Here is a 21,643-nt window from a genome sequence, read left to right as displayed (position 1 = left end):
GGCGCCCGCGGGGGCATGCACGAGCGCCCCGGACCGCAGTCGCGGATTCGTGCCGGACGGCGATCAGGAGACGGTCAGGCCGTCGGTCTTGCCGTCGTAGCACATGTTCGGTTCGTCCCAGTTGGTGCGATCGATCTTCACCAGCGGGGTGTAGTCGGCGATGCGGGACGACCCCGGCGGACGCCCGGACTGCAGCAACTGCTTGGCGATCGCGACGATGTCCGCTCCCTGGGTCGGCACCGAGTAGCCGTAGGACTGGTAGAACAGCTTGTCCCTGAGCGCCTCGCAGGTGATCGAGCTGTGGTCGGAGGTGAACACCTTGACCTGGTCGATCTTGCCCGCTTCCTTGATCGCGGTCGCCGCGCCGTACTGCATCTGGTCCCAGAAGCCCCAGCTGGCGCACAGGTCCGGGTGCTGCTGGATGACCGTCGCGGTGATGTCGTGCGCCTTGGTCCGGTCCCAGTTCGCCGCCTGGGTGGACACGATCTTGATCTCCGGGTGCTTGTCGAACACCTCCTTGGCCCCGGCCATCACGTCGAGCGTGAAACCGGAGGTGGCGTCACCCTGCACGATCTGCACCTTGTGCGACGTGTCGGTGCCCTTGCCGCACACCTTGACGATGTCGGTGGCGATCCGCCTGCCCAGCTCGATGGTGTCCGCGCCGACGAACGCATCGGACTTGTAGTTGGACACCATGTTGATCTGGATGACGTAGATGCCCGCCTTCTCCGCCTGCTGGATCAGTTTGGCCAGCACCTGCACGTCGAAGTTGTGCACGACCAGCACGTCGGGCTTTTCGTTGATCAACGACTGCACCGCCTCGGCCTGGCGCGCGGTGTCCCAGTTCGGGTCGCGGACGACGAACTTCATGCCCGCGGCTTCGAACCCGCGTTTCATCTGGCGCGCCCATTCCTCGGTCAACGGTGTGCCGAGGCCCACCGGGACGAACGCCGCCGTCTTGCCTTTCAGGCTGTCGATGGCGTGCTGCCGCAATTTCGCCGAGGAAACGTCCGGCGGCAGGCCCTCGCCTCCGTCGTTCCCGCCCGCGTTCGAATCGCCGCCGGTCGAACATCCGGCCAGCGCTATCAGCGCCGCGGCGGCGAACGCGACCGACCGCCGCGCTTTTCGGTGGACCGTGCGCATGACGACCTCCTTGTCGCAATGACCTCCGGGGTGAGTGATGGGTGATCGAGGCTTTCAGTCGCCTTGCCGAACCGTTTCTTCGTCTCGGGGGTGCAGCCGGTTGTCCAGGACCAGTGCGGCCAGCAGGATCAGCCCTTTGACGATGTCCTTTTCGTGGGTGTTCATGTTCAAGATCGTCATTCCGTTGAGCATCACGCCGATCAGTGCGGTGCCCGCCAGTACGGACAGCACCCCGCCGCGGCCACCCACCAGGCTGATGCCGCCGACGACGACCACCAGCAGCACGTCGTAGATCAGCGACCCGTCGATGATCTGGGTGTTGAATCCGCCGACCGATCCGGCCATGACCAGCCCGCCGCAGAAGCCGATCGCACCGGCGATCATGTACTCGATCAAGGTGAGCGGGCGGACCGGAATGCCGGTCAGCGCCGCGGCGCCCGCATTGTCACCGTGCGCGTAGATGAATCGGCCGGTCCTGGTACGGCTGAGCAAGAAGTGCGCCACCAGGGCCACAACGGCGAAGATCACGATCGGCGCGGGAATGCCGAACACCACGCCCTGCCCCAGCCAGCGCACGAACTCCCGGTCCGGCGGCAGCTCGACGATCAAGCCGTCGAGTACCAGCGTGCGCGCCACGCCGTAGATCAACAATCCGGAAGCCAACGTGGCGAACAGCGCGGGAATCTCCACGAACGCGATCAGGAAACCGTTGATCGCACCGAGCAGCAGCACGATGCCCAGGCCGATCAGCAGGGCTTCCGGCGTGCTCAGTTCCGAGCGCATGAGCTGAATGGCGATCGCGGTGCTCACGCCCATCGACGCCACCAGAGACAAATCCATCCCCCGGGCGATCACCACGACCGCCATCGCCACGCTCAGGATGCCGAGTGAGGAAACGCTGCGGAGCAGGTTCAGCAGGTTGTCCGCGGTGAAGAACCCGTCCAGCAGGACGCTGAACACCACGAACAGCGACGCCACGACGATGAGAATGATCTGCTCCTGCGACAACCGGAACCGGCCGTCGGCCCGAGCTTTCGCCAGAACCGCTCCCATTCGCACTCCCAGGCGATCCGTGGAGAAGGTCGTTTCGGGTGACGTACTTTTGTACTGACCGAACGGTACACTAAGTCGGACGTGAGTCAAGACACCCTTTCACTCGATTCGGTAGTCCCCGACGAAGGAGGCCGCCATGTCGCGCTCCGCTGACCGCCCCGGACCCGCGGGCCCGCTACGCGGAGTCCGGGTGATCGAATTGGCCGGCTTGGGCCCGGCACCGTTCGGCGCCATGCTGTTGGCCGACCTGGGCGCAGACGTGATCCGGGTCGACCGGCCCGAGGGCCGCGCGGCGGGCAATCCGCTCGACCACCGGCACGATCTGCTGGCCAGGGGGCGCCGCTCGGTGGCACTCGACCTGAAACGCCCCGCCGCCCGGGACGCGGTGCTGCGCCTGGTCGACGGCGCCGACGTGCTCATCGAGGGGTTCCGGCCGGGAGTCACCGAACGCCTGGGACTCGGACCGGACGTGTGCCTGGAGCGGAACCCGCGGCTGGTCTACGGCCGGATGACCGGATGGGGACAGCACGGCCCGCTGGCATCGCGCGCCGGTCACGACATCAACTACATCGCGCTGGCAGGCGGCCTGGATCCGATCGGCCACCGCGACGGCCCGCCGGTGATCCCGCTCAACCTGGTCGGCGACTTCGGCGGGGGCGGCATGCTGCTGGCGTTCGGCGTCGTCGCGGCGCTGCTGAGGGCGCGGGAAACCGGAAAAGGCCAGGTCGTGGACGCTTCCATCGTCGACGGCACGGCACTGCTGACCACGATCCTGCACGGCCTGCGCGCACAGGGCAGCTGGGTCGACCGACGCGAATCCAACCTGCTCGACGGTGGCGCGCACTTCTACGCGGTCTACGAGTGCGCGGACGGCAAGTACCTCAGCGTGGGTGCGATCGAGCCGCAGTTCTACCACAGGCTGCTCGACCTGCTCGGGCTCGCCGACGACCCGGAGTTCCTCGCCGGCCACACCGACCGGGCGCACTGGCCGAAACTGCGCAAGCGCCTGGCGGACGTCTTCATCAGCCGGCCGCGCCAGTACTGGCTGGACCTGCTGGGCGGCACCGACACCTGCGTCGCCCCGGTGCTGCCCATCGGGGAAGCCGTGCAGCATCCGCACAACCGGGCCAGGGGGACCTTCGTCGACGTGGCGGGCATCGTCCAGCCCGCGCCCGCGCCGAGGTTCAGCGAGGATCAGCCGACAGCCCCCCAGCCGCCGCCGCGCCCGGGCGAGCACGGCAGGGCGATCCTGGCCGAGATCGGGCTGACCGAGGAGGAGATCGAGCGGGCACTGGCCACCGGCGACCGCGGCGCGTCCGGATAGCAGGCAACCACCGCCGAAAAAGCGTCCAAAGTGGGCAAGCTGACAGATCGATCGGTACACTTCGACGCGTGACGGCGCGCGGGAACGATCTTCGGACAGCCGTGGGCGGTTTGTGCGAACCGCGCAGGCAAACGCGGCATCGTCGGTACCGTGAAATCACGAGAGAGCATCGGCCAGGCGCCGCCACGAGCGGTGCCGAAAGCAAGAAGGTGAGGGGTCATGCCGAAGCAGCAGGGGGTACGCGCAGCCGGATCCACCTCCACGACCGAATCGTCGCAGGCTCCGGCCGAACTCCCGCACACCGCGATCGGCGACGACGTCCCCGCCGATTCCGACCCGGTACCGGGCAGACCGTCCGCAGAATCGACCGCCCAGCCTGACGGGCACGCACCGGAAGCAGGGGCGCAGGACCAGGCACCTGCGGAGGAATCCACGCACGAGCGCATTCTGCGCGTCGCGGCCGAAGTGTTCGCTCGCAAGGGCTACCACGGCACCGGGGTGGCCGAACTCGGGGATGCGGCGGGCCTCAAGCGCGGCGCGCTCTACTACCACATCGGGTCGAAGGAAGACCTGCTGTACAACTTGTCCAAGCGGCACGTCGAGGAAGCCTTGGCCAGGGGCAAGCGGGTGGTCGAGTCCGATCTGCACCCGATCGACAAGCTGCGTGCGCTCGCCCGCGAACACATCAAGACGATCGCCGCACGGCGCGACGAGGTCATCGTCGTGTTGCGGGAAATGCACGCCCTGACCGGCAAGCGGGCCAAGCAGTTGGCGGAATTGCGCCATCAGCACCAGGACCTGTTCGCCCAGGTGCTGCAGGAAGGCGTGGACGCCGGTGTTTTCCGGTCGGCCGATTCGGTCGCCGTGATGAGCGTGCTCGGCATGCTCAACTGGACCTACGTGTGGTTCGACGCCACGAAGGGCCCGCTGACCCCGGAGCAAGTGGCGGACAAGATCACCGACATCGCACTGTACGGGCAGCTGCTGCCCACACAGCGGCGGTCCGGAAAGCGCAAGCCGAATTCCGCCGAGGCGGATCAGGAATAGGTGATCACGACGCGCACCGAACCCGCTCGCTTGGCGCGGGTTTCCTCGAGCGCGGTGCCGAAGTCCTCGGGCCGGAAACGGCCGCTGACGCTGTGGGAAAGGTCGAGACGGCCGACGGCCACCAGTCCGGCAAGTTCCTCGATTTCCGCCCGGGTCGCTCCGAAACTGCCGATCAGCGACAGCTCGCGGGCGACGACGGTTTCCTGGCGCATGCGCAGATGCAGTCGGTCAGGAGTGATACCCACGACGACGCATCGCCCCTGCGGACGCAAGCAGCGCAACGCGGTGTCGATCAGGCCGGGCGAGCCCACCATGTCGAAAGCGGCGTCTGCGCCGTCGCGGCCGTCACGGGCCGATGCCGCCACGTCCGCCGCATCGGCGACGACGGCCTGAGCGCCCAGCTGGAGCGCCCGCCGACGCGCTTCCGGTCGCGGATCCACCCCGATGACCGCACAACCGACGATCTCGGTCAGCAGTTGCACCGTGTGCATGCCGAGGCCGCCCAATCCCAGCACGACGACCAGGTCCCCCGCCGCGACCCCACTCCTCCGGATCGCGTGCCACGGTGTGGCCACCGCGTCGGTGAGGATCGCGCCGATTTCGCTCGGTACGTCGTCGGGCAGGGGCACCAGGCACTCGGCAGGAACGACGACCAGCTCCGCCTGCGCACCGTCACGATCGACACCGAGAACGTCCCGCCGGGCACACGCCTGCGCCTGCCCCAGGGAGCAGAGCCGGCACGTGCCACAACCGACATAAGGCAGCACGGCGACCCGCACCCCCTCGGTGACGCCGTGGACGCCTGGCCCACACGACACCACCCGGCCCGCGGCTTCATGACCGAGCACCACGGGGTATCGGCCGACGGTGCTGCCATCCACCAGGTGCACGTCGGAGCCGCACACCCCGCACGCCTCGACCGCGACGAGGACTTCGCCCGGCCCTGGCCCTGGCTCCACCACGTCGGCGAGTTCGTAGTTGCCCGGTCCGCGTAAGACCACCGCGCGCATACCCGCCGCCTTTCGACACGTTGACAACGAAGTCTCGCGAGGGAAATGATTGTACCGATCAGTCAGTACCTGGAGGAGCTTTGTCGTCCGCACCGAGAACAGCGCTGGTCACCGGCGGTTCGCGGGGAATCGGCGCGGCGATCACACGGGCCCTGTCCGCTCGCCAGTTGCGCGTCGCCTGTACCTATCGGTCTAGCCGGGACGAGGCCGAGCGGATATGCACCGAACTACCGGTACAAGCTTTGGCGCTGCCGTTCCAGCTCGGCGACCCTGAATCGGCACACTCGGTCGTCGGCTCCGTCCTGCGCGAGTGGGGGCGACTGGACGCCCTGGTGCTCAACGCAGGCATGTGGCGAGGCGGCCGCGTCGACACGCTCGATCCGACGCAATGGTGGGGCGTGCTGGAAGCCAATGTGGGCGGTAACGCGCACCTGGTCCGCGCGGCCCTTCCCGCGCTCCGCGAAGGCACCAACCCCAGCATCACGTTCATCTCGTCGGTGGTGGGGTTGCGCGGCTTCGCTGGTGACACGGCTTACGGCAGCGCCAAGGCGGCACTCATCGGCTTCGCCAGGTCGTTGGCCAAGGAGCTGGGCCGCGACGGGATCCGCGTCAACGTCCTCGCTCCCGGCTACGTGGAGACCGACATGACCGCCGCAGTTCCCGACTCCTCGCGCCGGCGCATCGCCCAGCGCGTCGTCATGCGCCGGTTCGGCAGCGCCGACGAGATCGCCGCGGCGGCGGTCTTCTTGGCCGAGGACGCCACGTACTGCACGGGTACCGTGCTGGTCGTCGACGGCGGCTGGAGCCTGTGACTCCCCGTCGCCCGCCCGATCGGACGACTCCTGCCTGGCCGGTGGCCACTGGCCACGACCGGCGGCCGCGCGCCACGCGGCACGCGCCCATTCGGCCTACCGCAGGCGCCGACCCAGAGCAATGAGCGGCCCAGCCACGACGAGGCGCAATTCCGGCACGGCAGACCGCGAACCACAGGGGGAACGCCGTTGCCCGCACCCCGCGGGTGACGCGGAAGCCGGAGGATCCTCATGTCCAGCACGACCGCCTTCGACGAGATCAAGGCCAAGCAACAGAAGATCTGGAGCAGCGGCGACTACGGCAAGATCGCCTGGATCACCGTCCCGGTCGCCGAGACGCTGATCGAAGTCACCGAGCTGCGCCCCGGCGCGCGGGTCCTGGACGTCGCGACGGGCACCGGACACGTGGCGTTGTCCGCCGCGCGCAGGTTCTGCGCCGTGACCGGCATCGACTACGTCCCCGTGCTGGTCGAAGCCGCCCAGCGCCGTGCGGCGGCCGAAGACCTGGCGGTCGAGTTCCGGGAAGCCGACGCCGAGAACCTTCCGTTCGACGACGCCTCGTTCGACTACACGCTGTCGGCCATCGGCGTCATGTTCACCGCCGACCACCAGCGCACGGCCGACGAGCTGGTCCGGGTCACCAAACCCGGTGGGCGCATCGGCCTGGCCAACTGGACCGCGGCGGGATTCGTCGGCCGGTTGCTGCAGACAGTGGCCGCCCACGCCGCACCGCCCCCGGGCTCACTGCCGCCCGTGCGGTGGGGCGACGAAACGACCGTGGCGGAGATGCTCGGCGACCGCGTCTCGGACATCGGCTTCGCCAGGACCACGGTGACCCAGCGCTTCCCGAGCGCGGAGTTCTTCGCGGACTTCTTCCTCGCCCACTACGGCCCGACCCACATGGCCGCGGCCCGCCTGGACGAGGACGAGCGTGCGGCCTTCCGCACCGACATGATTGCGCTGGCCGACGAGGCGAACCGGGCCACAGACGGCACGCTGGCAGCCGACTGGGAGTACTTGATCACGATCGCCACCAAGAGCTGACACCCGGCCCGCCAGCGCCCGCCTCGGAGCGCGGGCGTTCTTCCGCCGCTGCTCACTCCCGGGCGCCCTCCCCCTGAGCCACCCCGGAAGCCTTCCACCCCCAGCAACCCCAGGCACCCTCCACCCCAGCAACCCCAGGCACCCTCCACCCCAGCCACCTCGGATGCGTTTCGCCCATGGTCACACCCGGGTAGGCGGGGACAGCCCTTTCCACCCGCTTCTCCACCCGCTTCGGGACGGAGTGACCATGTCAGCCTCCACCGGCGTCGAGCCGATCCACACCGAACTGCTGATCGACGGCGCAGAGATCCGGGCAGGCGGCCAAGAGCCGGTACGCAACCCGGCGGCCCCGGACGAAGTCGTCGGGTACATCTCCGCGGCGACGCGCGAGCACGCCACCGCCGCCGTCGACGCCGCGGTCGCCGCGTGGCCGATCTGGAGCGAGATGTCCGCAGCCAAGCGTGCCGGGATCCTCACTTCGGCACTGCAGGGCCTCGGCCAGGAGCAAGCACGCGCCGAGTTGCTGACGCGCGAGAACGGAAAAGTGCTCCAGGAAGCGCAGATCGAACTCGGCGTGTTCGTCGCACGGTGTCAGCTCGCCGCGTCACTGGCCGATCAGCTCGGCACCAGTCAGGATCTGCCGGTCCCCACCGACGACGCCGAGTCCGCGACAGCTCCGGCCCCGTCGCTGCCGCCGTTCCGCTCTCGGGTGGACGCCTTGCCGGTGGGAGTCACCACGATCGTCGTGCCGTACAACTGGCCGCTGGCGATCTTGGCGGCCAGCCTGCCCTACGCGCTGGTGGCCGGGAACCCGGTGATCGTCAAACCACCACCGACCAGCCCGCTTGCCGTGGTCGAGACACTGCGCCTGCTGGCGCGCGGGCTGCCGCCCGGCGTGCTGAACGTGGTCACCGGTGACAACGACGCCGTGGCGCCGCTGATCGAGGACCGGCGGGTCCAGAAGATCGTCTTCACCGGAAGCACGGCCGCCGGCCAGTACATGATGACCACCGCGGCCAAGAACCTCACCCGTGTCACGCTGGAACTGGGCGGCAACGACCCCGCCGTCGTGCTCGACGACGCCACTCTCGACGAAGCCGCCGTGCAACAGCTGGTCACCGGCGCGTTCCTGACCTCCGGGCAGGTGTGCATGGGCATCAAACGCCTCTACGTACATCGCAGCCGGTACCACGAGGTGCTCGACGGCATGTCGGACGTCCTCGGCGGATACCGCATCGGGAACGGGCTCGACCCCGGCACGTCCATGGGACCGCTCAACAACGCGCGGCAGCGCGACAAGGTGCGCGAGCTGTGCGACCAGGCGCGCGCCGCCGGGCACCCGGTACGGGAACTCGGCACGGTCGATCCCGCGGCGGAGTCCGCAGGCGGCTATTTCCTGCCCGCCATGCTGGTGCTCGATCCGCACGCCGACAGCGGCATCGTGACCACCGAGCAGTTCGGACCCGCGCTGCCGGTCATCCCGTTCGACGACGAAGACGCCCTGATCGACCGGCTCAACGACGAATGGGCCGGTTTGTGCTCGTCGGTGTGGACCGCGGACCCGGATCGGGCCGCCACGGCCGCGCACCGACTCCGCACCGGGACCGTGTGGGTCAACAACCACAACGCCGTGGCGCAGGACGACCGCGCTCCGTTCGGCGGCTTCCGGCACAGCGGTACCGGGCGCGAGCTCGGGGTGGAGGGCCTGCTCGACTTCACCGAGCCGCACACCGTGACCTACTCCGTGCCCGAGGACACCGGCGCGCGGTCCTGAGCCGGGCCGCCGGGGTTCACCTCAGCGGTGGGCACTCATTGGTGCGGGCGCGGGCTCCTCGGCGACGTCCACCCCGAGCGTCCGCCCGGCCAGCTCGATCAGCAACCGCTCCAACGCCCGGACGCCGAGCTTGCTGCGGTGGTAGGCGATGCAGTTCATGGTGCCGAACGCGGCCACCACCGTGGTGCGCGCTTCCGCGTCGGACACCTCGGGAACCACCTGCCGCAGCGTGTCGCACCACATCGCCAGGTAGTCGCGCAGCACCTGGCGGAACCGGCGCCGCTCCTGCGGCGGCAGGATCGACTCCTCGCGCTGGTAGATGGGGATCATGGCGGGCTCGCGCAGCGCCAGGCCGACGTGGAACCGCACCAGCGCGGCCAGCACCTGGCGCGGTGCCCCGGCCCGCGACGCATCCCGCATGCCCGCCGTGAGCTGGTCGCTCAACCGATCGAACAACCCGATGAGCAACGCTTCCTTACTCGGGAAGTGCCGGTAGATGCCGGTCGCGCTCAAGTTGCACGCGGCGGCGACGTCGCGCATGCCCACCGCGTCGTAACTGCGCCGGGCGAACAGGTCGAGCGCGGCGGACAGAATCGCCTCCCTGCGCACCGAGCCCGGCAGACGCTTGCGCGGGATCGTGTCGGTCATCAACCAGCCTCCTGCTGACAGCGCGACGAGCGCACGACACTGACCGTAGGCAATGATCGCCCCTTCCCCCCGCGCCGAACGGCCCGGGGTGGGCCGACAGCGCCGATCGCGCTGATCCGGATCGGCCGTGCGCTCGGGCCGACCACCCGCCACCGGCGGCACCGCCGATCGCCGGATCGGCACATCGATCGCACGAAGGCGATGTGACCAGGGAAAACTCCGGGCGTACCGGTGAGCTCGGCGGAACGCTCCTGGCACTGGCGACCTCCCGTTCCCCGCCGCCGTGCGGCCTAGACTGCGTCCATGTCGGCGACCACGGTGCGATACCTGCGTCGGCTACTTGCGGCCAGGGACCAGACCCAGGCGATGCAGGCGTGCGTCGATCACACGGCCGAGGTACTGGGCTGCGAGGTGTCCTGGACCGGCTTGGTCGACGGAGACCGGCTGGTCATGGGCGCCCACCGCGGGTTGGTGACCTCCGAAATGGCGTCGACCTGGCACCTGGGCGTCGGGGAAGGCATCGGCGGGAAGGCCGTCGCCGAACGCCGTCCGATCGCCAGCCGGGACTACCGGCACGACTCCCGCCGGGTGCCGCTGCTCAAACGGCTCATCGACGACGAAGGCATCCTCGCCACGCTCGCCGTCCCGCTCCTGGTCGCCGAGTCGGCCATCGGTGTCCTCTACGCGGCCAGGCGCCGCGTGCACTCCTGGACCGAGCGGGAGAAGGCGATCGCGCTGGAAGCCGCACACGACCTTGCCGTGCGGCTGCACCAGCTCCGCGGTCACGAGCAGGCCCTCGGCGCCCGCGACGATCTCCTGCGGGTGGCCGGAGAAGTCGCCGCGCTGGCCAAGAACCTCGACGTGTCCGCGCCGACCGCTGTCGTCGATTACCTGGCGCACCGCCTCGACGTACGCGTGGAGCTGCATGGCCCCCACGACCAGCTCATCCATGCCGCCGGGCAGGAACGGCCGGACGGCACGACGGCGTGGCGTGACCGGCTCAGCGACTCGCCCGCGACGACCCTGACGGTGGTCTCCGCCGGTGAGCTCGGCGAAAGCGGGCACGCCCTGGTCGAGCTGTGTGCGGCGCTGGCGCGGCTGCAGGCGCTTCGGGTCACCGAGCGCGAGCGCGTCGTGGAACGCATCACCGGTGACCTGGTCGACCGGCTGTTGTCCGGCCGGTTCACCGATCCCGCCGCGCTCGCCCGGCAGGCGGCCATGGCCGGGATCGACCTCGCACCGCCGTCCCACGTGATCGTCGTGCGCCGGCGCGACCGATCGGCGCTGGACCCGGCACAGGCCACCGCCGTGGCCAGGGCATTGCAGGCGGCCTTCCGTTCGTGCACGACGATCCTGCGGGACGACCGGCTGGCCGGCATCGTCGGCGAACCGACATCAGCCGACCTGACCAAGGCGCTCGCCGAGGCGTTGCGCGGGACCAAACCCCCCCTGGTGGCCGGCGTCGGCAGGCAGTGCCTGGAGATCGTCGACTACTCGATGTCCTACGACGAAGCGCGCGCGGCGGTCGAAATCGCCATCAACGACGGCAGCCCGGCCTCCGTGGTCTCCGCCTACGAGCTGGGCATCCTCGGGGTGGCCAGCCTGCCCGTCGACCACCTGCGCACCACCGTCCGGGATCTCCTCGGCCCCTTGGCGGACAGTGACAACGACCGGGGCACCGAGTACGTCGCCACGCTTCGGGCCTACCTGCAACACGATCGCCACCTCGCCCGCACCGCCGAAGCGCTGCACGTGCACTACAACACCGTGCGCTACCGCATCGCCAAGATCGAGCAGCTGCTCCGGGCGGACCTTCGTGACGTGGACGTTCGCTTCCGCCTGGAAACCGCGTTGCGCATGCACCGGCTGATCGAGGCCGTCGATACCGACGGGCCGTGAAACGTCATCGCAACAGTCACACCGCCCGGTTCGGGTGCGGCGTCGTCGTTGTTGTCATGGCGTGACAACGATCCACGGGAACGCTGGCGTGGCAAGCCGTCGCGGTGCGGCCGGCCCGACCGGCACGCTCGGTGCGTACCGATCGTCACTCCAGCGACCGAAGGGGTGCCATGACTCACCGGTGGATGTGGTCACGATGACCGTGTTGCGCGAATACCTCGTCGAAGCCGTGTCCCGGCACGGCGACCGGCCCGCCGTGGTGGACCGCGGCCGGACCTGGACGTACCGGGAGCTGCTGGCCGCCGCTGCGTCGGCGGCCAGGCATCTGCAGGACCTCGGCGCCGAGGCGGGCACGCCGGTGGCACTGCTGATGCACAACCGGGTCGAGTACCTGGTCGCCGACCTGGCCGTCGCGATGCTCGGCGCGGCCAAAGTCCCGCTCAACACCATGTTGTCCGCCCAGGAGCACGCCTACATGCTGCGCGACAGCGGCGCACGCATCTGCCTGGCCGAGCGCGAGCTGTGGACAGCGGCCGAGCAAGCGGCTGACGGCCCGCTCGATGCGACCGCGATCCTCGTCGAGGACGGCGCCTGGCAAGCGGTCGTCTCCGGGGCTCCGATCGACAAGCCCGGGCCGGTGGCGGACGACGACCACGGCGTGATCATGTACACGGGCGGCACGACCGGCCGCCCCAAGGGCGTGGTGCACACCCAGCGGTCCCTGGCCATGAACCTGCTGAGCCACCTGCTGGAAATGGACCTGCACGCCGACGACGTCCTGCTGCTCACCTCGCCGCTGCCGCACAGTGCCGGCTTCCTGGCCCAGGCGGCGCTGACCCGCGGCGCCACGGTGCACCTGGAGCAGCGCTTCGACCCCGCGGCGGTGGTGGACCGGATCGAGCGGGACCGGATCACCTACCTGTTCCTGGTGCCGACCATGATCTACCGGCTGCTCGACGAGATCTCCGGGCGCGCGAGCTTCGACGGGACGTCAGTCCGCACGATCCTCTACGGCGCAGCCCCCATCACCACCGAACGCCTGCGCCAGGGACTGGCCACGTTCGGCCCGGTGTTCGTCCAGCTGTACGGGCAGACGGAGGCGCCGAACTTCATCACCCGGCTCCGCCGCGACGACCACCGGGTCGATCCAGGCAGGGAACACCGCCTGCGCAGCTGCGGTCAGCCGGTGCTGATGACCCAGGTCCGGATCCACCGGGAAGACGGCTCGGAGTGCCCGGCCGGGGAGGTCGGGGAAGTGACCGCACGCACCCCGTACACGACCGTCGGCTATCTGAACCGGCCGAAGGAGACCGGCGAAGCGCTCCGCGACGGGTGGCTGCACACCGGAGACCTCGGCTACGTGGACGAGGACGGCTTCCTCTACCTCGTCGACCGGAAGAAGGACATGATCATCACCGGCGGACTGAACGTCTACACCGCCGAGGTCGAGCGCGGCCTGAGCCAGATCCCCGGGGTGCGCGAGGTTTGTGTGGTCGGAGTTCCGCATCCGGACTGGGGCGAGGCGGTCGTCGCGTACGTCGTCGCCGAGCCGGAAGCGGACCTGACTCCCGAGAAGGTCATGGCCGGGGCCCGCGACCGCCTCACCTCCTACAAGCGCCCGAAGGCCGTCGTCATGACCGACCGCCTGCCCACCACCGCGGTCGGCAAGATCGACAAGAAGGCGCTGCGGGACCGGTGGCCCGGCTGGTGACGCACGCCAGCGAGGTGGCGCCGGGGGCCCGGCGCCACCTCGCTGGAACGGTGATCAGGCAGCCGGCGAACCTTGCGGCAGCGGCTCGTCCGCCACTGCAGGCGCAACCGTCCTTCCGGCCCGGCGGAAGTGCCCGACCGCGACGGTCAGCGACAGCAGTGCCACCACCACGTTGATGACCACCACCCAGGTCACCGAGCCGGTGGCGGCCACGATCGACGTCGCCACCAGCGGCAGGAACCCGGCGATGACGTAGGCCAGCGAGTAGGCCATCGAGACGCCGGTGTAGGCCACCTTGGTCGGGAACAGCTCGGCGAGTACCGAGCCGGCGGTCGCCTGGTAGGCGGTGACGAACACGTAGGCGGTGATCATGCCGATCGACGCGCCGAACAAGCCGCCGATGGTCAGCAGCGGGAAGAACACGATCGCGGCCGGGATCATCATGATGGCGATCCACAGCAGCGCGTACCTCCGGTGCTTGCCGTCCAGGTTCAGGCCGGTCAGCACCATCACCACCAGGCCCACGGCGCTGCCGAACGCGGTGGCCAGCAGCATGGTGTCCTGCGAGTAGCCCTGGGTGCTCACCGCCCAGCCGACGGCGTAGGGGCTGAGCGTGTAGCCCAGCACCGCCACGGACAGCACGTAGACCACGCCGCGCAGCAACGCACCGGGGTGTTCCTTGATCAGCGTGGCCAGCGGCACCCGCGGCGGTTCCTGCTCCACGGCCTTGGTGAACAGCGGGCTCTCGGTCAGCCTACGGCGGGCGACGAAACCGAACACCACCAGCACCGCGCTGAAACCGAAGGCGAGGCGCCAGCCGTACTCGACGAACCCGGCCGGGCCGACGTAGCTGGCCGCCAGCATCACCAGCACCGCCAGGAGAATGCCCGAGTTGGTACCCAGAGCGGGCGCGATCCCGTACAGGCCGCGCTTGTTCCGCGGTGCGTGCTCGACCGCCATGAGCGCCGCCCCACCCCATTCGGCACCCGCGGCCAGGCCCTGGATCAGGCGCAGGACGAGCAGGATCGCCGGCGCGGCCAGGCCGATGCTGGCGTAGGTCGGGACGAGCGCCATCGCCACCGTGGCCAGGCCCATCGTCAGGAAGGTCGCGATCAGCACTCGTTTGCGGCCGAACCGGTCACCGAAGTGCCCGCCGACCACCGCGCCCAGCGGGCGCACGACGAAGCCGACGGCGAACGTGGCCAAGGCGCCGAGCTGGCCGGCCACCGGGTCGCTGGCCGGGAAGAACTGCGGCCCGAACACCAGCACCGCGGCGAACCCGTACAGCGTGAAGTCGTAGAACTCGATGGCGGTGCCGACGACGCTGGCGCGCATCACCCGTCGTGCTTCGGCAGGTGAGACGTCGGCCCCAGTGGGAGGGTGGGCAGTACGGTCGCTCATGGGGCTCCCTTCGTCGTTGAACCGGAGTGGTGAGCGAAAACCTTCAGGCTCCTTGCCTGTCCCGCGTCTGGCGGACGGGGCGCCGCTCGACGCCGCTGTTGCTCAGCCGGTGCTCGGCGGGCGTGCCCATCCACGACGGCATCTCCGGCCACAGCCCGCCCGCCTTCTCGGCCTCCTTGCGGATCCACGCGGCGGATTCGTCCAGCGCGGCGATCGCCTTGGCGCTCAGTTGGGGGTCGAGCCTGCCGTTCGTCTTCACCGGGCGGCCGCCCACCAACACCGTGTCGACGTCGGCCACGGTCACCTGCATGACGATCGCGTCGATCACGTGCGCCGCGGCCCGCAACCGTGGCGTGTCGGTGCGGATGAACACCAGGTCCGCGGCCTTGCCCACCTCGATGGATCCGCAGACGTCGCCCAGACCGAGACCACGGGCGCTGCCGAGGGTCGCGAAGTGCAGGACGTCCTCGGTACGCAGCGCGACGCCGTCCAGGCCGGAGGTTCCGGCGGTCTCGATCACCGGCTGGTGGTACCGGTGGCGTTCCGCGGACATCGCCAACCGCATGACGGCGAACAGGTCCGGACCGTTGTTGGACTGGATGTCCGATCCCAGGCCGGTGGTGACTCCGGCCCGGTCGGCGGCACGCACCACGATGTGCCCGATGCCCATGCCCAGCTCGGTTTCCGGTGTCGAGCTCACCGCGCAGCCGGCATCGGCCAGGATCTTCAGGTCCTCGGCGTCGCTGGTGTTGCAGTGCGAGTGCAGCTGGCCTTCCCAGATCAACCCGGCGTCGTGCCATCGCCGGATGTCCGACGGCTGCCCGCCGGCGTGATAGCGGGTGTTGGTGTGGGCGTGCACCAACGCGTTCAGCTCCCGGCCGGTCCGGAACTCGTCAGCCACCTGTTCCAGGGACGCACGGCCCATTTCGGTCAGCGCGACCCCGAACCGCACGTGGTCGTCGTCGGACGGGAAGTGCTGAGACCGCACACGCCGCGCGTCCGCGTACCGCTGCTCCGGTGTGGTGAACCATGGCTCGTCCAGCGGCGGGTCGTAGAAGCCGTAGCACCACACGCCGCGGATGCCCGACTCACGGAAGGCCTCGATGCCGGCGTCGGCGTGCTCCGGGGTGAGGATGCAGTGCGAGAAGTCGACGGTCGCGGTGATCCCGGCATCCAGCATGCCGGCCGCGCCGCCCAGCGTGCCGTTGTAGATGTCCACCGCGCGGTGCCGGAGCGAGTGGTTGCGGCGGATGGTCCAGAAGTACTCGTCGAGGGTGAAGTTCGCGGTCACCGCCCGCATGGTGGCCTGCCACAGGTGGTGGTGGCTGTCCACCATGCCCGGCATGATCCAGGCCCAGGAGACGTCCACCACGTCGGTACCGGGACCCGCCTCCAGGTCCGGCCCGATCCGGCTGATGATGCCGTCGCGCACCTCGATGTCGACCCGGCGCACGTCCCTGTCGCGCGGGTCGCCGAGCACGACCTCGGCACCTCGGTAGATGGTGCTGGAGCTGGTGCTGCTCATGCTTGCCTCCACTGCGCTCGCGTCGGGCTGGCCACCACCGGGCTGACGATCTCGCCGAGCGGCCCGGCATTCAGCCGCACCACGTCGCCGTCGGCGAGCCAGCCGCGGAAACCTTCGGTCGCGGAATGTTCCAGCAAGCATCCGGTGGGCACCGTGCCCGCCGCAACGACGTCGCCGGCGACCAGATCCGCCCCGATCGAGGCGAAGGCGACGATCTCCCCGTACGACCAGTCCATGCCGACGTAGCGAGTGCCCGGCGCCGTCACCCGCTCGCCGTTGACCGAGGCACTGACCGGGATGTCGAGGCCGCCCGGACGCCGGAACGCCGCCGCCTCGTCGGCGGAGAGAATCCACGGCCCGAGTGAGATCGCGGCGTCCTTGGCCTTGCCGAGGCCGATCTGCATGGCGCGTTCCTCGGCTTGGAAGTCCCGCGCGCTCCAGTCGCAGAACAGCACGTATCCGGCGATGAGCTGCTCGGCCTCCTCGGCGGTCAGGTCGCGTCCGCCTCCGCCGAGGACCGCGGCGATCTCCAGCTCGAAGTCGAACGCCTGGCAGCCGGGCGGGATCGTCACCGCAGCGGTGGCCGAGTGCACGGAGTTCGGGTTGGAGAAGTAGAAGCCGGGGCGCTGCTGCCACACCTCGCCGAGCGGTGCCAGATCACCACGGCTGCGCCGGGTGTTGCGGATGTGCTGGAGGAAACCGACGCAGTCGCGCATGCTCGCCGGCGTCGGAACCGGCGCCAGCAATTCCCACTCGTCCAGCGCGGACGCCGACGGCTCGGCGTCTTCCAGCCGGCCGGTGTGCAATGCGCGAACCGCGTCGGCGAAGCCCCAGTGCTCCGGAAGGCGATGCACCTTGTCGTCGACCACGAGGGCGAACCGAGCCGAAGGTGTGCCGGATGCGGATCGAGCTTGCTCGCGGACGCGGACCAGCTTCATCGCCACTCCAGATCTACACTCGAGCCTACATTTACACTGTGATGTAGATATTGCGCCTGCGTCTGCCGGGAGTCAAGAGGAAATACGTCCGTTTTGCCGCACGCGGGCGCCGGAACTCAAGACCGGTCGACGACCCAGCGGACGACACCGTCACGGCCGGTGCCCAAGTACTCCGACGCCGCCCACCTGGGCGACCGGTCCTTGTCGACCAGTACCGCGCGCACGCCTTCCAGAAAGTCGGGACTGGTCACCACGCGCCTGGCGGCCGCACGTTCGGCATCGAGGCATTCCCGCAGGCTGCGCTGCCTCCCCCACAGCAACAGGTCGAAGGTGAGGGCCAGGCTTTGCGGCGACATCGCTTCCAGCGTGGCCAGGGTCCGACGCGCCCACGCGCTCCCGTCGTGGCGCAGCCGCCGGAACACCTCGTCCAGGTCGGTGACGTCCCCGAACACCGCATCGATGGTGTCTCGGTGACGGGCCAGCCCGGACGGTTCAGGCCGCGAGACGTGCCGTCGCAAGACGGCGTCGACGGGGCCAGCCTCCTCCGCCAGTGCTTGGCGAACGGCATGGAGATCCGCGGCCTTCACGTAGTGGGTAGCCAGCCCCACGTCGAGGGCGTCCGCAGGGCTGAGCCGCGCGCCCGTCAGCCCCAGATAGAGGCCGAGGCCGCCGGGGAGCCGGGACAAGAAGTAGGACGCCCCGACATCGGGGAAGAAGCCGATGGCCGTCTCCGGCATGGCCAGCACTGCCCGTTCGGTCACCACCCGGAACGGCCCGTGCACCGACAAGCCCAGCCCGCCGCCCATGCACACGCCGTCGATCAGCGCGACGACGGGGATCGGGTAGGACGCCAGCATCTCGTTCACCCGGTACTCGGTGGCGAAGAACTCGTCGCTGGCGCGCGGATCGCCCTCCAGGGAGTTCTGCCGGACGCGCCGGATGTCCCCGCCCGCGCAGAAGACGCCGTCGACCGCGCTTTCCACGGTGATCACCCGCAGCGGCTCGTCCCGCCATTCCTCCAGGGCGCGGCGGATGGCCATGATCATGGGCAGGTTCACCGCGTTGCGAGCCTGCGGGCGGTGCAGCCGGATGCGCGCGACACCGCCGTCACGGGCGAACCGCACGCCGTCGATGTGCTCAGCCATGGTCCGGCCCTGCGAAGCCGGTGGACACCCGGGTTCGGTCGACGGCCGCGTACGGACCATCGGCACGCTCGCTCATCTCGGACGACCCTTCTCAGTAGATCTCGCTGTAGATGGCGGCCACGTCGTCGGGCGTGGGGACGCGTGGATTGTTGGCGGGCGAGCCGGAGGCGATGGCCTGCTCGACCATCGTCGGGATCTTCTGCCGCCATGCCCGCTCGTCGATGCCGTACGACCGGGGGGTCGGCACGGCCAGGTCGTTGCACAGCGCTTCGAGCTCGTCGACCAGCGCCTGGGCGGCCGTGGCGTCATCGTCGTCGGCCGCCGCGCAGCCCAGCGCCCGAGCGCAGTCGGCATAGCGGGCCTCGGCCGCCGGAACCGAGTACCGCGTCACCGTGGGCAGGAGCATGGCGTTCGCCAGGCCGTGCGCCACGTGGAAGTGCGCGCCGATGGGGCGGCTCATGCCGTGCACCAACGCGACGCTGGAGTTGGAGAAGGCAATGCCCGCTTGCGTGGCGGCCAGCATCATCGCCTCCCTGGCCTGCCGGTCCGAGCCGTCGGCATACACCCGACGCAGCGCCGATCCGATCGTCCGGATCGCCGTCAGGCTCATGCCGTCCGAGAAGCGGTTGGCCTTGCGGCTGACGTAGGCCTCGATGGCGTGGGTGAGCGCGTCGATGCCGGTGTCCGCGGTGAGCCGGGCAGGCATGGTCAGCGTCAGCTCGTAGTCGACGATCGCCGCGGCGGGCAGGAAAGCCGGGCCGATGCACAGCATCTTCTCGTCGGTACGGCTGTCGGTGATCACGGTGAACTGGGTGACCTCCGACCCGGTACCCGCCGTGGTCGGCACGGCGACGATCGGCAATGCGGGTCCGTCGTTGCTGCGCGACGCCTTGTACTCGGCCATCGCGCCGCCGCTGACGGCCAGGAGCGCGAGCGCTTTGGCCGTGTCGATCGGGCTGCCGCCGCCGAAGCCGACCAGCACGTCGGCGTCGTGCGCGGTCACCGCCGCCAGGCCGGCGGCCAGTGAGTCGGTGGTCGGGTCGGGAACAGTGCCGGACCACACCGCGGCGCTCAGGCCCGCGTCGGCGAACGTCTGCACCAGCTCGTCCGCGGCCCCGTTGCCCGCCAGGAAGGAGTCGGTGACCACGAGCGGGCGCCGCCCGCCCACCTCGGCCACCAGGGCGCCGGCCTTGTGGCGTGCGCCCGCTCCGATCAGGATCCGGCTCGGCTGGGCGACGGTGGAGATCATGCGACCATCTCCGCGGGAAAATCGGCAATCGCCAAGGAAGGAACAGCAAGCAGGGAAAGGACGAAGAAGCGAAAAGCCGCACCGCCGCCCGAGGGCCGATCAGGCGCCGTTCTGCTCGGTGTACAGGGTGTGGGTGAGCGGCCGGAACGACCGGACCGGTCCGATGCCGGCATAGCGCGGGCCCGCCACCCGTCCCAGGGGTTCCAGCTCGGCGGTGTCGATCTTGCCGTCGCGGACCAGCCCGCGCTTGGCGTGCACGACCTTCACCTCGCCGACGATCAGCTCGGTCCTGGACAGGCCGAACTCGATGGCCTGGTCGAAGACGCACTCCATGGCGACGGCCACATCGGCCAGCCGGGGCACGGACACCGCCTTGCTCGGCACCGTCGCCAGCCCGAGCACTTCGACCTCGCTCACCCCATGCGGCAGTTCTTCGGCGCTGAAATGCACCTGTTCGGCTTGCGACACGTGCGGCGCGTTCACCACGAATTCGCCGGTGCGTTTCATGTTGCGCGCGGTGTCCTTCACGTCGGCGCCGCGGCGGCCGACCGACACGCCGATCATCATCGGGTTGTTGGACAGGATGACGTAGGCGCTGAACGGGGCCAGGTTCACCCCGCCGTCCTCGCTGCACGTGGTGATCCAGGCGATCGGCCGGGGGACGACGATCCCGGTGAGCAGCTTGTATGCCTCCCGCTCGGTGAGGCCGTCGGTGAGGATCGTGTCGTACTCCCAGGTCATGACGATCACCCTGCCCGCAACACGGTGACGAAGTTGGCGATGCCGAGCCCGCCCATGTTGTGCACCGCGGCGACGCTCGCCTCCGGCAGCTGCATCGCCCCGGCGCTGCCGGTCAGCTGCATGGCCGCCAGCACGAGCTGGCTCACGCCGGTGGCGCCGACCGGATGGCCTTTGGACTTCAGCCCGCCGGACGGGTTCACCGGAAGACGGCCGTCCCGGTAGACCGTGCCGTCGTCCAGCAGCGTGCTTCCCTTGCCCGCGGGGGCGAGGCCGAACGTCTCGTACAGCACCAGCTCGGCGATGGTGAAGCAGTCGTGCACCTCCACGAACGACAAGTCCGCCACACCGACACCGGCCATGTCCATGGCTCGCTGCCACGCCGTGGCACTGGCGGCGAAAGCGAGCGGATCGCGCTTGGCCGCCGGGAAGTAGTCCGTGGCGTGCCCGACCCCGGCGACGCTCACCGCCCCGCCGGCGGTGGCGTGCGGCGCGGAGCCCGCACTGAGCACCAGCGCCGCCGCGCCGTCCGACACCGGAGAGCAGTCCGTGCGTCGCAACGGGTCGGCCACCAGCGGATTGGCATCCGAGACCGTGCGGCAGAACTCCTCGTCGAAGTCCTTGCGCAGATGCGCATACGGGTTGTCCAGCGCGTTGCGGTGGCTCTTGGCCGCGATCCTGGCCAAGGTGTCGCCGCAATCGCCGAACCGGCGGGAATACTCCTGCGCCACCAGCGCGAACCGTCCGGCGAAGCCCAACGGGTAGTCTGTCCCGGCCTTTTCGTAATCGGCGCCGATGAGGGCCTTGCGCACTCCGGCGGCGTCGGTCTCGGTCATCTTCTCCACGCCGACGACCAGCACGTGCCGTGCGACACCGGAGCGCAGCGCCAGCAGTCCTTGGTGCACCGCCGTCGCTCCTGATGCGCAGGCATTCTCCACTCGCGTCGCGGGCACACCCCACAGGGGGTCGTCCGCCTGCAGCGGCAGCGCGGAACCGAACGTCAGCGGGTGCATGCCCGCGTTGTACTGGGCGTAGTAGATCGCGTCGATCTCCGACGCCTCGAGTTCCGCCGACGCCAGGCCGCCTCGCGTCACCTCGACGACCAGCTCTTCCAACGTGGCTGACAGCTTCCCGAAGCGGGTGTGCGCCCATCCGGTGATGTGCGCGTTCAGCGACATGACC

Annotated in this window: 18 protein-coding genes; 7 read left to right on the top strand and 11 right to left on the bottom strand. The window is 69.6% G+C overall.

The window, feature by feature from the left end; translation table 11 throughout:
• Nucleotides 1-63 precede the first annotated feature (63 nt).
• Both YWY_RS21770 and YWY_RS0112160 read right to left on the bottom strand, forming a co-directional pair.
• Entirely contained in the window at nucleotides 64-1,143 is a 1,080-nt protein-coding gene (locus YWY_RS21770; RefSeq protein WP_051310189.1) for a sugar ABC transporter substrate-binding protein, read from the bottom strand.
• A 54-nt stretch (nucleotides 1,144-1,197) separates the two neighbouring features.
• Entirely contained in the window at nucleotides 1,198-2,196 is a 999-nt protein-coding gene (locus YWY_RS0112160) for an ABC transporter permease (RefSeq protein ID WP_051310188.1), read from the bottom strand.
• 136 nt (nucleotides 2,197-2,332) lie between these two features.
• Here YWY_RS0112160 and YWY_RS0112155 point away from each other — a divergent pair, with 136 nt between their 5' ends.
• Both YWY_RS0112155 and YWY_RS23305 read left to right on the top strand, forming a co-directional pair.
• Entirely contained in the window at nucleotides 2,333-3,520 is a 1,188-nt protein-coding gene (locus tag YWY_RS0112155; protein WP_038045045.1) for a CaiB/BaiF CoA transferase family protein, read from the top strand.
• Nucleotides 3,521-3,739: 219 nt separating this feature from the next.
• Nucleotides 3,740-4,567 (top strand): TetR/AcrR family transcriptional regulator, encoded by an 828-nt coding sequence (locus YWY_RS23305; protein ID WP_051310187.1) that lies wholly within the window; start codon nucleotides 3,740-3,742, stop codon nucleotides 4,565-4,567.
• Here the strand turns inward: YWY_RS23305 and YWY_RS21760 are convergent.
• Nucleotides 4,558-5,577 carry a zinc-dependent alcohol dehydrogenase gene (locus YWY_RS21760; protein WP_051310186.1) on the bottom strand — a complete coding sequence of 340 codons (1,020 nt, stop codon included), beginning with the start codon at nucleotides 5,575-5,577 and terminating at the stop codon, nucleotides 4,558-4,560. The genes YWY_RS23305 and YWY_RS21760 overlap by 10 nt on opposite strands.
• Nucleotides 5,578-5,597: 20 nt before the next feature.
• Between YWY_RS21760 and YWY_RS0112140 the strand changes: the two genes are divergently transcribed.
• The 3 genes from YWY_RS0112140 to YWY_RS0112130 all read left to right on the top strand — a co-directional run bounded on the left by YWY_RS0112140 (nucleotide 5,598) and on the right by YWY_RS0112130 (nucleotide 9,207).
• A complete protein-coding gene (locus tag YWY_RS0112140; protein ID WP_342665112.1) occupies nucleotides 5,598-6,389 on the top strand; it encodes an SDR family NAD(P)-dependent oxidoreductase in 792 nt (263 codons plus the stop codon).
• Between the two features lie 231 nt (nucleotides 6,390-6,620).
• On the top strand, nucleotides 6,621-7,433 hold the full coding sequence (locus YWY_RS0112135; RefSeq protein ID WP_028847817.1) for a class I SAM-dependent methyltransferase: 813 nt from the start codon (nucleotides 6,621-6,623) through the stop codon (nucleotides 7,431-7,433).
• 247 nt (nucleotides 7,434-7,680) lie between these two features.
• A complete protein-coding gene (locus YWY_RS0112130) occupies nucleotides 7,681-9,207 on the top strand; it encodes an aldehyde dehydrogenase family protein (RefSeq protein ID WP_028847816.1) in 1,527 nt (508 codons plus the stop codon).
• A gap of 21 nt (nucleotides 9,208-9,228) precedes the next feature.
• Here the strand turns inward: YWY_RS0112130 and YWY_RS21755 are convergent, their stop codons facing one another.
• Entirely contained in the window at nucleotides 9,229-9,855 is a 627-nt protein-coding gene (locus tag YWY_RS21755) for a TetR/AcrR family transcriptional regulator (RefSeq protein ID WP_156899217.1), read from the bottom strand.
• Between the two features lie 303 nt (nucleotides 9,856-10,158).
• On the opposite strand from YWY_RS21755, the gene YWY_RS0112120 reads away from it, so the two are divergent.
• The gene (locus tag YWY_RS0112120) at nucleotides 10,159-11,754 is read left to right on the top strand and encodes a helix-turn-helix domain-containing protein (RefSeq protein WP_028847815.1); all 1,596 of its coding nucleotides are present in this window, start codon (nucleotides 10,159-10,161) and stop codon (nucleotides 11,752-11,754) included.
• A gap of 196 nt (nucleotides 11,755-11,950) precedes the next feature.
• Complete coding sequence (locus YWY_RS0112115) at nucleotides 11,951-13,465, top strand: class I adenylate-forming enzyme family protein (protein ID WP_028847814.1); 1,515 nt, start codon at nucleotides 11,951-11,953, stop codon at nucleotides 13,463-13,465.
• Between the two features lie 54 nt (nucleotides 13,466-13,519).
• Here YWY_RS0112115 and YWY_RS21750 read toward each other — a convergent pair whose 3' ends face one another.
• The 7 genes from YWY_RS21750 to YWY_RS0112080 all read right to left on the bottom strand — a co-directional run bounded on the left by YWY_RS21750 (nucleotide 13,520) and on the right by YWY_RS0112080 (nucleotide 21,639).
• The gene (locus YWY_RS21750) at nucleotides 13,520-14,866 is read right to left on the bottom strand and encodes an MFS transporter (protein ID WP_084609217.1); all 1,347 of its coding nucleotides are present in this window, start codon (nucleotides 14,864-14,866) and stop codon (nucleotides 13,520-13,522) included.
• 43 nt (nucleotides 14,867-14,909) lie between these two features.
• Nucleotides 14,910-16,391: an amidohydrolase family protein gene (locus YWY_RS0112105; protein WP_028847813.1), complete on the bottom strand. Its 1,482-nt coding sequence runs from the start codon at nucleotides 16,389-16,391 to the stop codon at nucleotides 14,910-14,912.
• Nucleotides 16,388-17,329, bottom strand: a complete 942-nt coding sequence (locus YWY_RS21745) for a fumarylacetoacetate hydrolase family protein (RefSeq protein ID WP_051310183.1) — start codon at nucleotides 17,327-17,329, stop codon at nucleotides 16,388-16,390. Before YWY_RS21745 ends, YWY_RS0112105 begins: the two co-directional genes overlap by 4 nt.
• 116 nt (nucleotides 17,330-17,445) lie before the next feature.
• Entirely contained in the window at nucleotides 17,446-18,474 is a 1,029-nt protein-coding gene (locus YWY_RS21740) for an enoyl-CoA hydratase/isomerase family protein (protein ID WP_038045044.1), read from the bottom strand.
• A gap of 91 nt (nucleotides 18,475-18,565) precedes the next feature.
• Nucleotides 18,566-19,723, bottom strand: a complete 1,158-nt coding sequence (locus tag YWY_RS0112090) for an iron-containing alcohol dehydrogenase (RefSeq protein WP_028847812.1) — start codon at nucleotides 19,721-19,723, stop codon at nucleotides 18,566-18,568.
• A 99-nt stretch (nucleotides 19,724-19,822) separates the two neighbouring features.
• Nucleotides 19,823-20,464: a flavin reductase family protein gene (locus YWY_RS21735; protein ID WP_051310264.1), complete on the bottom strand. Its 642-nt coding sequence runs from the start codon at nucleotides 20,462-20,464 to the stop codon at nucleotides 19,823-19,825.
• 5 nt (nucleotides 20,465-20,469) lie between these two features.
• A complete protein-coding gene (locus tag YWY_RS0112080; RefSeq protein ID WP_028847811.1) occupies nucleotides 20,470-21,639 on the bottom strand; it encodes a thiolase domain-containing protein in 1,170 nt (389 codons plus the stop codon).
• Nucleotides 21,640-21,643 lie beyond the last annotated feature (4 nt).

The organism is Thermocrispum agreste DSM 44070, assembly GCF_000427905.1.
In the GTDB taxonomy this organism is placed as follows: domain Bacteria; phylum Actinomycetota; class Actinomycetes; order Mycobacteriales; family Pseudonocardiaceae; genus Thermocrispum; species Thermocrispum agreste.
This window is presented reverse-complemented; position numbering and strand designations above follow the sequence as displayed.